Annotated in this window: 14 protein-coding genes; 12 read left to right on the forward strand and 2 right to left on the reverse strand. The window is 47.0% G+C overall.

Annotated features, from left to right (window positions below; genetic code table 11):
- The first annotated feature begins 8 nt into the window (after positions 1-8).
- From EPB59_RS14400 to EPB59_RS14410, 3 genes are read left to right on the forward strand one after another with little or no spacing between them, the layout of a single operon-like run.
- Complete coding sequence (locus EPB59_RS14400) at positions 9-1,802, forward strand: glycoside hydrolase family 13 protein (RefSeq protein WP_154173441.1); 1,794 nt, start codon at positions 9-11, stop codon at positions 1,800-1,802.
- Between the two features lie 38 nt (positions 1,803-1,840).
- Positions 1,841-2,689, forward strand: a complete 849-nt coding sequence (locus EPB59_RS14405) for an ROK family protein (protein ID WP_154173443.1) — start codon at positions 1,841-1,843, stop codon at positions 2,687-2,689.
- 53 nt (positions 2,690-2,742) lie between these two features.
- Entirely contained in the window at positions 2,743-3,555 is an 813-nt protein-coding gene (locus EPB59_RS14410) for a TrmB family transcriptional regulator (RefSeq protein ID WP_000138029.1), read from the forward strand.
- An 84-nt stretch (positions 3,556-3,639) separates the two neighbouring features.
- Here EPB59_RS14410 and yjjG read toward each other — a convergent pair whose 3' ends face one another.
- Positions 3,640-4,314, reverse strand: coding sequence for a pyrimidine 5'-nucleotidase (yjjG, locus tag EPB59_RS14415; protein ID WP_055049887.1), 675 nt, complete (start codon positions 4,312-4,314; stop codon positions 3,640-3,642).
- Positions 4,315-4,415: 101 nt separating this feature from the next.
- On the opposite strand from yjjG, the gene EPB59_RS14420 reads away from it, so the two are divergent.
- The 6 genes from EPB59_RS14420 to msrB all read left to right on the forward strand — a co-directional run bounded on the left by EPB59_RS14420 (position 4,416) and on the right by msrB (position 10,328).
- Positions 4,416-5,324: a LysR family transcriptional regulator gene (locus EPB59_RS14420; RefSeq protein ID WP_000958247.1), complete on the forward strand. Its 909-nt coding sequence runs from the start codon at positions 4,416-4,418 to the stop codon at positions 5,322-5,324.
- A gap of 134 nt (positions 5,325-5,458) precedes the next feature.
- Positions 5,459-5,635, forward strand: coding sequence for a hypothetical protein (locus tag EPB59_RS14425; RefSeq protein WP_195707158.1), 177 nt, complete (start codon positions 5,459-5,461; stop codon positions 5,633-5,635).
- 4 nt (positions 5,636-5,639) lie between these two features.
- A complete protein-coding gene (gene elbB, locus EPB59_RS14430; RefSeq protein WP_000754779.1) occupies positions 5,640-6,290 on the forward strand; it encodes an isoprenoid biosynthesis glyoxalase ElbB in 651 nt (216 codons plus the stop codon).
- Positions 6,291-6,625: 335 nt separating this feature from the next.
- On the forward strand, positions 6,626-7,036 hold the full coding sequence (gene mscL, locus EPB59_RS14435; RefSeq protein WP_000054763.1) for a large-conductance mechanosensitive channel protein MscL: 411 nt from the start codon (positions 6,626-6,628) through the stop codon (positions 7,034-7,036).
- Positions 7,037-7,266: 230 nt separating this feature from the next.
- Positions 7,267-9,015 carry a formate--tetrahydrofolate ligase gene (locus EPB59_RS14440; RefSeq protein ID WP_154173447.1) on the forward strand — a complete coding sequence of 583 codons (1,749 nt, stop codon included), beginning with the start codon at positions 7,267-7,269 and terminating at the stop codon, positions 9,013-9,015.
- Positions 9,016-9,191: 176 nt separating this feature from the next.
- Positions 9,192-10,328, forward strand: coding sequence for a peptide-methionine (R)-S-oxide reductase MsrB (gene msrB, locus EPB59_RS14445; RefSeq protein ID WP_195707159.1), 1,137 nt, complete (start codon positions 9,192-9,194; stop codon positions 10,326-10,328).
- 80 nt (positions 10,329-10,408) lie between these two features.
- Here msrB and folE read toward each other — a convergent pair whose 3' ends face one another.
- Complete coding sequence (gene folE / locus EPB59_RS14450; protein ID WP_033929320.1) at positions 10,409-11,062, reverse strand: GTP cyclohydrolase I FolE; 654 nt, start codon at positions 11,060-11,062, stop codon at positions 10,409-10,411.
- Positions 11,063-11,213: 151 nt separating this feature from the next.
- Here folE and moeA point away from each other — a divergent pair, with 151 nt between their 5' ends.
- The 3 genes from moeA (at position 11,214) to EPB59_RS14465 (ending at position 13,739) form a co-directional block, all read left to right on the forward strand.
- On the forward strand, positions 11,214-12,449 hold the full coding sequence (gene moeA / locus EPB59_RS14455; RefSeq protein ID WP_148515722.1) for a molybdopterin molybdotransferase MoeA: 1,236 nt from the start codon (positions 11,214-11,216) through the stop codon (positions 12,447-12,449).
- An 8-nt stretch (positions 12,450-12,457) separates the two neighbouring features.
- Positions 12,458-13,213: a molybdopterin-synthase adenylyltransferase MoeB gene (gene moeB, locus EPB59_RS14460; protein WP_195707160.1), complete on the forward strand. Its 756-nt coding sequence runs from the start codon at positions 12,458-12,460 to the stop codon at positions 13,211-13,213.
- 157 nt (positions 13,214-13,370) lie between these two features.
- The gene (locus tag EPB59_RS14465; protein ID WP_154173453.1) at positions 13,371-13,739 is read left to right on the forward strand and encodes a VOC family protein; all 369 of its coding nucleotides are present in this window, start codon (positions 13,371-13,373) and stop codon (positions 13,737-13,739) included.
- The last annotated feature ends 18 nt before the right edge of the window (positions 13,740-13,757 follow it).

Raw genomic sequence — 13,757 nt, forward strand, 5'->3', positions numbered from 1 at the left:
GAACTCGTATGATTACAAGAAGCTCATTAACTCACTTGGCAAAAAGCGCAGACAGCTATGCTTACGACAATAATACACTGCATATTCGCTTTCGCAGTGCTAAAGGCGAAGTCGACCGCGTAACGTTATGGATTGGCGACCCCTATATCTGGGCGAAAGGCGGATTAGACGGCGGCAACTTAGGAGGAAGTGACGCCCATGGCTGGATTGGTGGTACCGAAGTACCCATGTATTTAGAAGGCCAAAGTGAACATCATGACCATTGGTTTGCTTCCTTTGTTCCACCGAAAAAGCGTAGCCGTTACGGTTTTATCCTGCATGGTAAAGAAGGGGAAAAACTGCTGTTTGGTGAAAAACGCTGTGTGGATATTCAGAACAAGCGACAAGCAGATATTGAGCTGAGCAATTTAAGCAACTTTTTTTGCTTTCCTTACATCAACCCCAAAGACGTTTTAAAAACACCAGAATGGGTACGCAACACCATCTGGTACCAAATTTTCCCTGAACGTTTTCACAATGGACGGCCAGAGATTTCACCACCACAAGTTGAGCCTTGGGGAAGCACGCCAACCCGTCACAATTTTATGGGCGGTGATCTATGGGGCGTTATTGAAAAATTGGATTACTTACAAGATCTTGGTGTCAACGGACTCTATTTTTGCCCTATTTTTACGGCTAATGCTAACCATAAATATGACACGATTGATTACTACAACGTCGATCCACATTTTGGCGGTAATGAGGCGTTTCGCGCTTTGGTGCAAGAGGCTCATCGTCGCGGGATGAAAGTGATGTTAGATGCGGTATTCAACCATATTGGCCACCAGTCACCACTATGGTTGGACGTGGTAGAAAAAGGGGCTGAGTCTCGCTACGCCGACTGGTTCTGGATCAAACAATTCCCTGTGTATCCGGATAAACCTAAATCCGAGTGGGATTTTAGTAACCTCCATTATGAAACGTTTGCCAACGTAGCCGAAATGCCCAAGTTGAATACCGAAAATCCTGAATGTCGTGCTTACCTTTTGGATGTAGCCCGCCATTGGATCGAAGAGTTTGATATCGATGGATGGCGACTGGACGTGGCAAATGAAGTTGATCACGACTTTTGGCGCGATTTCCGCCGTTTAGTCAAAGGCATAAAACCTGACTGCTACATATTGGGCGAAATATGGCACGAAGGCATGCCTTGGTTGCGTGGAGATCAATACGATTCGCTGATGAATTACCCGCTCACACAAGCGATCACAGACTTTTTTGCGCTGGGTACTGATGATAAGACACGCTTTATCCACTCAGTTACCCATTCTTACCTTGCTTATCCACGCAATGTAAACGAAGCGATGTTTAATTTGCTGGAAAGTCACGACACGACGCGCCTGATTAGTTTGTGTGGCGGTGATAAACGCAAAGCGAAACTGGCTTATCTGTTCATGTTCACGCAAGTCGGAGCTCCCTGTATCTACTATGGTGGCGAAATTGGTATGGATGGACAAAAAGGAATTGGCTTAGAACTGAACCGAAAATGCATGGTTTGGGACGAGGATCAGCAAGATATTGAATTTAAATCTTTTATACAGAAGCTTATCCAGCTTCGCCGAGCCTATCCGGAATGTAACTACCCCTATCTAGAATGGATTGATGTAGCACATCCTCATGTCGTTGCCTTCCGTAAAGGCTCACTGCAAGTGGTGATCAATAATAGCGATAGAGAAGCAGTGTGCACCGTGAATGGCAACGAACTCACTCTTCCTGCATTTGGCTTTGAAGTGCGGGATCTTCAGACCTTACAAGTGTTATGAAATTAGGATTTTCTGTTGATTCCGAGTGGATATGGAGCATGCTCATCGATGACGGTGGGCAGCCTCTCTATCACGGCCAGTTAATTTCCCCCACCAACATGCAGCAAACCGCGGAGCTTATAACGAACGTGGCTCTTAACATGCAACGCATGTTTGGAACCTTAACGCTAATAGGCATTAATTTGATGCCTGACTGCTGGCAAGGGGCATTACCTAAGGCTAAAGAAACGCTGTCTCAGTGGTTATCAACGCACCTTACCGTTCCCTATCAAATCTTAAATCCGGCTGTCATTGCGCTAGCGCAAATACAGCCGCTACCTCAAGGCAATACCTTAAGTGCCGTATTAGACGATGGCTGCGAGTTGTACGTAACTGATCAACTCAATCCAAACGATCCCTATCGCCACGTGCTCGATTTAAGCTGGGCACATAAGCCACTGAAGGGATATCAAAGCTTAATTGATGGGCTGACGCCCCTTTGTACTTGCGGTAGTGATGAGTGCATTCGTCAATACTTATCGAGCAAAGGGCTTGAGCGCCAATATCATCAGCTCTCTTTACAACATTGCACCGCGAGCGAAATTATCCAAAATGTTGATCAAAACCAAGCATGGTCAACCCGTATCTATCGCATCTGGATTGATCAGCTCGCTCGCGCTCTATCCGATGCGATCATTCACTTCAAACCCAAGCTGCTCATCTTAAGTGGCGGTCTAATCCAACACCCTGATTTAGCCTTAACTCTAAGAAGCGCCTTAAGTCGCTACTGTCTATCTGAAGCCCTACCCAAAATCGAGTGTCTTAATAATGAAGGATACGATTTTGCTAAGGGCTCAGTCTCGATGTACACCGTAAATTGTGCACAACTCCCTACATTCACCTCATGATGAGTGGTAACCTTGACAGGAAAATTCGTGTGAATCATTACCGAGGAACCCCCGTGACCGAGCTGGTAACAAAACTGATGGACTTTGGCTTTACCAAAACCGATGCCTTGGTTTATATCAATTTACTCAAAAATGGCCGCGCCAGCGGTTATAAAATTGCCAAAGATATTTCACTTTCTCGCTCATCTGTCTATTCGTCGATTGATAACTTGTATAAGAATGGCTGCATTTTTATGTCTGATGGAGAGACGAAAGAATACGAAGCGAAATCACCCGATTTGATTTTTAGCCAGATTGAGAAAAAAACCATAGAAAACATTCAGATCCTGAAAAAAGAACTCTCACGGATGATGCTTCAGGAAGAGAAAGAATTTATTTACAACGTGTCCGGGTTTGAAAACCTGTTACAAAAAGCACGAGAAATGCTGAACTTGGCGCAAATCGAGGTCTATCTCAATACTGATTTTCATCTTGACCTTATCGCGGATGAAATGTGCCAAGCCATTGAACGCGGTGTGCGAGTGATTGTTTTCTCTTTCAATCGGTTAAGTCTGCCTCATCCGAAAATCGAGCACTACTCTCGCTCCGACAATGAGGAACAGCGCTACCCTTCACACCGTTTTATGTTGGTGGTGGATATGAAACAAGCCATGATGTTCTCTAACCGAGAAGAGACACAAGGGCTTTTTTCTAACAATCACTTAATGGTGAAAATGATGGCGGAACACATTCATAGTGACATCTACCTCACCGAGTATGAAAAACTCGCGCCAGAGAAGCGCTGTCGTATTGCCACAGTGCATGAATTAGAAAACAGCATGGTGATTGATGACCGCTTAAGCTTACAAGCTCAAATAAAAGCATAAGTGGAAAAACTGAGGCGGGATAGGATCCCGCCTTTTTTATCGATACAAGAGATTGACCTGCAAAAACGAAGTCATCTGGCAATCTTAGGCCAACAAAATCTCTCTCAGCTCATGCAGTGAAACCACTTCATAATGTGGCGTAATGCCATCTGGTTTCGGGTGCTGATGAACATTAAGCCAGCAAGTTTCGATGCCAAAATTCAAGCCACCAAGAATGTCAGAATGTGGATTATCCCCGACCATCAGCACTCGGCTTTTGGCTGGGTTCCCCATACGCTCTAGTGCGTGGGCAAAAATGCCAGCATCGGGTTTAGCAATCCCGACTTCTTCAGAAATCACAATCTGATCAAAAAAGTCAGTCATGCCGGTTTTAGCCAGCCGAACATCTTGTAGTTCTGTAAAACCGTTGGTGATAATGCCCAAACGCGCTTTACCTTGTAGCGCTTGCATCAACTCCATCGCTCCCGGTAGCAAGGTGCAAATATCCGCCATGGCTTGTAAAAATGCACTATTAAGCTCGTCAGTGGTGGTATTGAGCTTTTCAGCCCAACCAGAAAAGCGCGTATGTTTGAGCTGCGCGGCAGTAATATCGCCGTTTTGGTAATCCACCCACAGCGGTTTATTCACTTCTTGGTATTGGTGAAAATCTTGTTCGGTAAAATCCACGCCTTTGCGCGCGAACATCAGCTGCATGCCTTTAAAAGCATCGAAATGAAACAAGGTCTCGTCAGCGTCAAATAAGATCCAATCGTACTTCATGATGATCTCCTTAAAATCAGGCTGACAGTGTAGATTGTTTTTTAATTGATGATAATCTCCGATTATGGAAACTTTTTGTTTTTCTCTATTCAACAATCATTATGCTGACAACTTTTTCTTCTATTCCTGTTTTTGTTGCAGTTGTCGAATGTGGCAGCTTCTCTCTTGCAGCCAAAAAACTCAAAATCACCAAATCGGCGGTCAGTAAAAGGCTTTCTCAGCTTGAAGATGATTTAGGGATTCGGTTGATCAATCGTACAACACGAAAATTAAGCTTAACTGAAGCGGGGGAACGTTATTACTACCATGTTTCACAAGCACTGAGTTACGCCCGACAAGGAATGGATGCTGTCACCGAATTGCAAGGTGAACCACAAGGCAAACTAAAAATTACCGCGCCTATGTCTTTTGGCGTTCTACACATCGCGCCCATCATTGCTGACTTCATCTCTATTTATCCTAAGGTAGAAATAGATTTGCAACTGGAAGACCAAATGGTTGATCTGATTGAAGGTGGCTTTGATCTCGCCATTCGGATAGGACACCTACCCACATCGAACCTTGTTGCGAAACGCCTTGTGACTTGTAAAAGTGTTCTTTGTGCTTCACCTGAATACTTAGCGCGTTATGGCGAACCTGAAAAACCTGCCGATCTCCTTGAGCATAACTGCCTTGTTTATACTTATTTTCGCGGCGGCAATGAATGGACCTTTCACCATCAACAGCAAGAGGTCAAAGTCATCCCCAAAGGCAATCTAACGGTGAATAACAGTGAAGCGATTCGCAGAGCCTCACTTGCAGGGTTAGGTATTGCTCAACTGCCGACTTTTCTGGTCAGCAAAGATCTGGCTGGTGGAGCACTCCAATCGGTAATGACACACTATTCTCTGCCAGTCCATGCGGTCTATGCCGTTTTTCCTGAACGTAAACACCTACCTTATAAGGTTCGAGCTTTCATCGATTTCTTGCAGCAAAAGCTAGGAAATAATCAGCCTTATTGGGATAGCTAAATGTGAGCACAAGGTCAAAAGGCCAAATTCGAATGAGGAATAGACAGATTCGGTGACTTAGCGCAAAAAGTAGCCCGACATTTCTTTTTATAAAGAGCCGTGAAGCGATACATTGAACGGCAGAAGGAGTGGTTATGAAGCGTTTTTTCCCGTCAGCAGTGATGTTGATCCCGTTTGTGGTCAAACATTACCCCGAGCAGGAAGAGTATTCAGCGGCAGAAGATGGCACGGAGCATGACACTCCTTCCTCGATGGCTCAAGACCATCTCACCGACACGTCTAAGGCGCATAAGCAATCTATGGAGGATTAATGTCATGAAGAAAGTCGCGGTTATTCTCAGTGGCTGTGGAGTATTCGATGGAGCAGAGATCCACGAATCGGTGCTTGCGCTGCATGCCATCGAGAAACAAGGAGCCAGTTGGCACTGCTTTGCGCCGAATGTGCAGCAGATGCATGTCATTAACCACCTCACGGGTGAAGAGATGCCAGAAACACGCAATGTGTTGGTGGAATCTGCCCGCATTGCGCGCGGAAAAATCCAAGATGTAGCCACACTCAATGTGAATGAATTTGATGCACTTTTGCTCCCAGGCGGGTTTGGAGCCGCGAAAAATCTCACCGACTTTGCGGTGAAAGGCGCACAGTGCAGTATCAACCCGGATGTAGCTGCCGCTTGTCTTGCTTTTGCGGATGCGCAAAAACCTGCGGGTTATATCTGTATTGCCCCAACCATCATACCGATGATTTATGGCGAAGCCGCTCAAGGCACGATTGGCAATGATCACGGCACCGCAGCCGCATTTAACCAATTAGGTGGCCAGCACGTGGATTGCCCAGTGGAAGGCATCGTATTTGATGAAAGACATAAAGTGCTTTCCACCCCCGCCTACATGTTGGCAGAGAATATTTCCCAAGCCGCTTCCGGTATTGAAAAATTGGTTGAGCGACTACTGCAGCTAGCTTAGCGTTTTGCCAACTCAATCGACAACAATGCCCACTTTAGGTGGGCATTATTGGTTTATCCCATCTAATCCACATATCCCAAGTTGTTTCTATGCTTTTAAGCTGCAGCGGTATTGGCTGTAATTCAAGGTCGTTTGGGTACAGCGATTTGTCCAATAAATGAAACGTCCGCATCAATAATGCTAGGTATATAAAATTTCTGGATGACGAGATTGCGAACAACCAAACAGAGCTATACCCTTGGTAACGTAATCGGTAGCAGAAAAACGTTGGCTTCTCCTGATACCGCAGTCACCTTCAATTCAACAATTTATTTATTCAGTTTGGAGAAAACCCAATGAGCTTACTTAAAGAGTTCAAGGCTTTTGCATCTCGTGGCAATGTAATCGACATGGCAGTCGGTATCATCATTGGTGCGGCGTTTGGCAAAATAGTGTCGTCTTTTGTCGCCGATATCATTATGCCGCCAATCGGTATTATTTTAGGCGGTGTGAATTTTAGCGATCTGAGTTTCGTGTTACTTGCCGCGCAAGGTGATGCCCCTGCTGTAGTGATTGCCTACGGCAAATTTATCCAAACCGTGGTCGATTTTACGATTATCGCGTTCGCCATTTTCATGGGTTTAAAAGCGATCAATAGCTTGAAGCGTAAGGAAGAAGAAGCGCCTAAAGCCCCACCTGCGCCAACCAAAGATCAAGAACTGCTTTCTGAAATTCGTGATTTGTTAAAAGCACAGCAAGATAAATAACTCTGGATGATTCCCCCTTCTAAGGCGCTCACTTGAGCGCCTTTTTCCATTTTAATGCATCGAATGAGAGTAAAAATCTCGTGCTTCAATTGATCAAAATCAGCAATCCGCTAAAATCCCAATCGCTCGCAGAATTCACTCCATAAGAATCTTTACAAGCCACAATTTATCGCTATGATTTGCGCGCAAACGTTTTCCTCACCATTTTTACCGCTCTAGATGAGGGTTTTATGCTGCCAGATATTGAAATTTGCCGCGCTACATCATTAGCGCCTATCGATGCCATTGCTCAGAAAGCAGGATTACACGCTGACGAGTATGAAAGTCACGGCCTGCATAAAGCAAAAGTGTCACTGCATTGTCTAGAGCGATTGGCCAACAAGCCCAAAGGTAAATTCATTCTGGTCACTGCGATTACCCCAACACCATTGGGTGAAGGTAAAACCGTTACCACGATTGGTTTAGCACAAGGGTTGGCCAAACTTAATCACTCGGTCATGGCGTGCATTCGTCAGCCTTCGATGGGGCCGATTTTTGGGGTAAAAGGTGGCGCTGCGGGCGGCGGGTATTCACAAGTTGCACCGATGGAAGAGCTCAATCTGCATTTAACCGGTGATATTCATGCCGTCACTGCGGCGCACAACCTTGCTGCAGCTGCGATTGATGCGCGAATTTATCACGAGCAGCGCCTCGGATATGACGATTTTGAGCGTCGCACAGGCATGCCAGCGCTGCGCATTGACCCCAAACAGGTCATATGGAAACGCGTGATGGATCATAACGATCGCGCGCTGCGCATGGTGACGGTCGGCCGCAATGAGCCCGGAAAAAATATTAATGGTTATGAGCGCGAAGATGGTTTCGATATCTCTGCCGCCTCCGAATTGATGGCGATTCTAGCTCTCGCCTCGGATCTACGCGATTTGCGTCGCCGTATCGGTAATGTGGTGTTGGCTTATGATTTGGACGGTAATCCGGTCACCACCGAAGATCTGAAAGTGGCTGGCGCAATGGCAGTCAGCATGAAGGAAGCCATTGAACCGACCTTGATGCAGACTTTAGAAGGCGTTCCAACACTGATCCACGCCGGCCCGTTTGCCAACATCGCTCACGGTAACTCCTCGATCATTGCCGATGACATTGCTACCCGTTTGGCAGACTACACAGTGACCGAAGGCGGTTTTGGCTCCGATATGGGGTTTGAGAAAGCGTGCAACATCAAAGCCAAAGCCTCTGGTAAAACCCCAGATTGTGCGGTGATTGTCGCCACCTTACGCGGTTTAAAAGCCAATTCAGGCCTGTATGATTTACGCCCCGGCCAAGCGGTACCGGATGCCCTATTCGCGCCAGACAGCGCCGCTTTGCAAGCCGGTTTTGCAAACTTGAAATGGCATATTGATAACGTTAACCAGTATGGTGTGCCTGCCGTGGTAGCGATTAACCGCTTCCCACAAGATTGTGCCGAAGAACTGGAACAACTGGTTAAGCTGATTGAAGCCCTACCCAACCGTGTATCCGTAGCCATTTCAGAAGGCTTTGCCAAAGGTGGTGAAGGTACCCAACTCCTTGCCGAAAAAGTGGTTCAGCAGTGTCAACATCCAGCGAAATTCACTCCGCTCTATCATTCAAGCATGCTATTGGATGAAAAACTCAAAGCGGTCGCGGTAAAAGGTTATGGCGCTGCCGAGATTGCACTGAGTGATAAAGCCGCGCAGCAATTAGCCAAACTGCAAGCCCAAGGCTTTGATCATCTTGCGGTTTGCTTGGCAAAAACACCGCTGTCGATTTCTACCGATCCCGCAATCAAAGGCGCGCCACGTGATTTTATCGTACCGATCCGCGAACTGCGTTTATGTGCAGGCGCCGAATTTGTCTACGCCCTGTGTGGCAGTGTGATGACCATGCCCGGTTTACCGGAAAAACCTTCATTTATGGCGCTCGATATCGATCAGCACGGCAACATCGTCGGCTTAAGTTAATTCTTTTCCAACTTACTCCCGTGCTTCTCTTAGTAGCAGCACGGTGATTCTTTCCTAAAAACGTTTCCTCTAATAAAAAGTTATCTCTGACAAAAAGTTATCTCCAAGGCTGAAATTTCTGATCCGGTTTGCCGTTCTTTTTCTATAACTTTGTAAAGAACCAAAAGGAAATGCTCATGAAACGACTCTTTACTTGGGGAGCGCCACTGTTCGCCTTGCTGGCACTCACCCTTTCTCTGTTTAGCCAAGCGGACACCAAACCCAGTACCATCGCCTCAGCTTCAGCCAATTACCAGCAAGCGACATTGGCTGGTGGCTGCTTCTGGTGTACAGAATCGGATATGGAGAAACTTCCCGGTGTCGTGGATGTGATTTCAGGTTATGCCGGTGGAGATGTCGATAACCCGACTTATAAGCAAGTCTCATCGGGTAAAACGGGACACATCGAGGTCATTCAAGTGACGTTTGACCCGAAGATCGTCACTTATGAACAAGTGCTGGATAACTTCTTCCGACACATCGACCCAACCGATGATCAAGGCTCGTTTGTGGATAGAGGTGAACAATATCGCCCGGCGATTTTCTATCACAACGCCGAGCAACTTGAAGTGGCTAAACGTTTTATGATGGAGATTGATCAACTCGGCATATTCAAAAAGCCACTCAAAACCGAGTTGATTGAGTTTAAAAAGTTCTGGCCAGCAGAAGACTACCATCAGGACTACTACAAGAAGAATAAAGTCCGTTACAACTACTATCGCTACGCATCAGGACGCGATCAGTATTTGGATGAGATTTTCGGCGTTGACCGAAACACGCATCCGAAAACCCTTCGCCAGTGGATTGATGAAAAAAATGGGCAAGCTAATGTCAAAACTTATGTGCGTCCATCAGATGATCAAATCCGCGCTAAACTGACCAGCTTGCAATACAAGGTGACTCAGAACGAAGGCACAGAACGTCCATTCGATAATGAATATTGGGACAATAAAGAAGATGGCATTTACGTTGATATTGTATCGGGTGAACCGCTGTTTTCTTCTACCGACAAGTACAAATCAGGAACCGGTTGGCCGAGCTTCACTAAACCGCTCAATTCAGGTTACATTGTCACTAAAGATGACAATAGCCTGTTCTACACGCGTACCGAAGTGCGTAGCCGCTTTGCCGATTCACACCTCGGCCATGTGTTTAACGATGGCCCTGCTCCAACCGGTTTACGTTATTGCATGAACTCCGCCGCGATGCGTTTTATTCCAAAACACGAGATGGCAGCGCAAGGCTACGGTGAATATCTAGCACTGTTCAAATAACGTTTTAATTAGTCCTATCCCCGAAAAGCAATCAGCCCTCAATTTGAGGGCTGATTCATATTCACTTTTAAGAGAATGAATTAACGCAAACCGTGTAGGAATTCCGCACGCGTTGCAGGGTTAGATTTGAAAATCCCACCCAAAGCGGTCGTTGTGGTCACGCTGGTTGCATCCATCACGCCGCGAGATTTCACACAATAGTGAGTCGCATCGATGGTGACTGCCACATCATCCGACTCAAGCAACGTTTGCAGCGCAACTAAGATCTGCTGCGTCATACGCTCTTGCACCTGCGGACGCTGGGCAAAAAAGCGCACAATGCGATTAATTTTCGATAAGCCGATGATTTTGCCGCGCGGAATATACGCCACCGCTGCCGAGCCATCGATGGTGACTAAGTGGTGTTCACAAGTACTGGTCAGTGTGATGTCTTTCACTTTAACCATCTCACTCACTTTCATCTTGTTTTCGATAACGGTGATCTTGGGGAAGTTGGCGTAATCCAACCCTGAGAAAATCTCATCCACATACATCTTAGCGATGCGTTGTGGGGTTTCTTCCAAACTGTCATCCGTTAAGTCCAGTCCGAGCAGGTTGAGGATCTCACGCATGTGATGTTCTATTTTATCCTTTTTCTCTGCTGGGCTCGCCAAACTAGGTTGCATTGGTGTTTCCAACCCACGGCGCTCTAGCGCATCTTTCACCAACTTCGCGGATTCGCTAAGACCTGACATTCCTCTACCTCTTAAATACCCCTTTCGGATGGCTGACAAGAATACTCGGATTTAGCGACAATTACACCCCAAAATTCACGTGGATTCTGCATCGCAGAAGGATTCTGTGCTACAGTTTGCCGCAAAAGAACAACAACATAGGACATTCCCGATGGGCTGTTGCGATGCTCCCGGCTTAATGCCGATTGAAGATGCGCTTGAGAAAATGCTGTCACGTATTCAACCCGTGCAAACCACTTTACGTTTGCCTCTGCCTGAAGCGCTGGGCTATGTACTTGCCGAAGCGATTCTTTCGCCGATTCATGTTCCACCGTTTGATAACTCAGCGATGGATGGTTATGCCGTCCGTCGCGCAGAATTGGCACAACAAAAACCGCTGCCCGTAGCGGGAAAATCTTTTGCGGGTCAGCCTTTTGACGCTGAATGGCCACCGATGACTTGTGTGCGCATTATGACCGGGGCACAAATCCCTGCCGGTTGTGATGCGGTGATCATGCAAGAACAAACAACCATCACCGAAGAGGGTGTGGTGTTTTGCCAGCATGACGTCAAACTCAATGACAACATCCGCCCAACGGGTGATGACATACGCCAAAACGATGTGGTGCTGGAACGCGGCGCGCGCTTAACCGCACGTGATATTCCGATGATTGCGACACTAGGCATTAGCCATGTCACTGTCTATCGCAAACCGAAAGTGGCGTTTTTCTCCACCGGAGATGAGCTCAAACCACTCGGTGAACCGCTGCAAGCCGGACAAATTTACGACAGTAACCGCTACGGCATTAAACCCTTGATTGAAAACTTCGGCTGCGAAGCGATTGATCTCGGCATCGTGCCAGATTGCCCTGCCACACTGAAAGCCACGTTTGAGCAAGCGCAAAGCTTGGCAGATGTGGTGGTCACATCCGGTGGCGTCAGCGTGGGTGAAGCCGATTACACCAAAGATATTTTGGAAGAACTCGGCGAAATCGGTTTTTGGAAACTGGCGATCAAACCGGGCAAACCCTTTGCATTTGGTGCATTGCAGGATGCTTGGTTCTGCGGTTTACCGGGCAACCCTGTTTCAGCTGTGCTGACCATGTACGTGCTGGTGCAACCTATGCTTGCCAAATTGGCGGGACACAGCGCTTGGCAAGCCCCAGAATCGATCCCGGCGATCACGCGTAGCCCCTTTAAAAAAGCACCGGGACGGACGGATTTCCAACGCGGCATTTACCGCATTGAAAATGGTCAATTCGTGGTGGAAAGCACCGGTAACCAAAGCTCTGGCGCATTCCGCTCAATGAGCTTGGCTAACTGCTTTGTGGTACTTGAGCGTGAACGTGGCCGCGTGGAAGTCGGCGAAACGGTTCAAATCCAACTGTTTAACCCAACCCTGTACTAGGAGTGATGGTGGATATTCTCAGCGATGCAGAAATGCTGCGTTACAACCGACAGATCATTCTCAAAGCGTTTGATTTTGAAGGACAAGAGAAGCTAAAGCAGAGCTCAGTGCTGATCCTCGGTGCAGGTGGGTTGGGCTGTGCGAGTAGCCAATACCTCGCGACGGCGGGGGTCGGCCACATCACTTTAATTGATGATGATGTGGTTGAACTCTCTAACCTCCAGCGCCAAGTGCTACACCACGATGCGGATATTGGCCGCGCGAAAGTGGATTCTGCGGCTGATTCACTGCGTCTACTCAATCCGCATCTTCAAGTTGAAACGATCCAAGCACGTTTGAGTGATGACGAATTGGATGCGCTGATTGCACGCCACGATCTGGTGCTGGATGCTTGCGATAATGTCGACACGCGTAACCAGCTCAATCGCCTCTGCTATAAACACAAAACACCGCTGGTTTCCGGTGCAGCAATTCGCATGGAAGGCCAAGTGAGCGTGTTTATGTATCAAGATCCCGCGCAGCCTTGCTATCAATGCTTAAGCGCCCTATTCGGCTCATCGGCACTCAGTTGCGTTGAAGCGGGTGTGATGGCTCCGGTGGTAGGCATTATTGGTGCGGTTCAAGCAATGGAAGCCATTAAGGTGCTGACTGAATTAGGCACACCTAAGCAAGGTAAGATCTTGATTCTAGATGCGATGAGCATGACATGGCGAGAAATGAACCTGATGAAACTTCCTCAGTGTCCTGTCTGTCATACATCATGAGTGACCGAGCTAAATGTTTTAGAACAGATAGAGTGTGGCAACGCTCCAATTTTGGGGTGTTGCCATTCTTCTGCCGCCAAAACTGTGGGTGGCTCGCTGGTTCAGCATCATAAAGGTCGCTACAGTTACCTCAGTTGATGTGTTAAGGAGAGTCGCTATGCCCAATCTCGATGTGCTTGAAATCAAATCCTTTGTTCCTGCTCAGGACTTTACTGCCTCCAAACAGTTTTACTTATCCCTCGGTTTTGAACTGATTTCAGAATTTGGCGATGTGGCTTATTTGCGTTTAGGTCAATGCGCTTTTTTACTGCAAAACACCCATCAGCGCCCACATCAAGGGAATACTATGATGCATCTGTTAGTGGAAGATGCGCAAAGCTGGTTTGATCACGTGAAAACTTTGCAACTCGAAGAGCGTTTTGAAAGCAAAATGACCGATCTCGTCACTCAACCTTGGGGCATGCTGGAGTTTTGTTTGGTTGACCCGAGTGATGTTCTGTGGCGTATTGGTCAACGTATTGTGTAATCACAAAAATAAGGAATA

The sequence above is a fragment of the Vibrio metoecus genome (genome assembly GCF_009665255.1).
GTDB classification, from domain to species: Bacteria; Pseudomonadota; Gammaproteobacteria; order Enterobacterales; family Vibrionaceae; genus Vibrio; species Vibrio metoecus_B.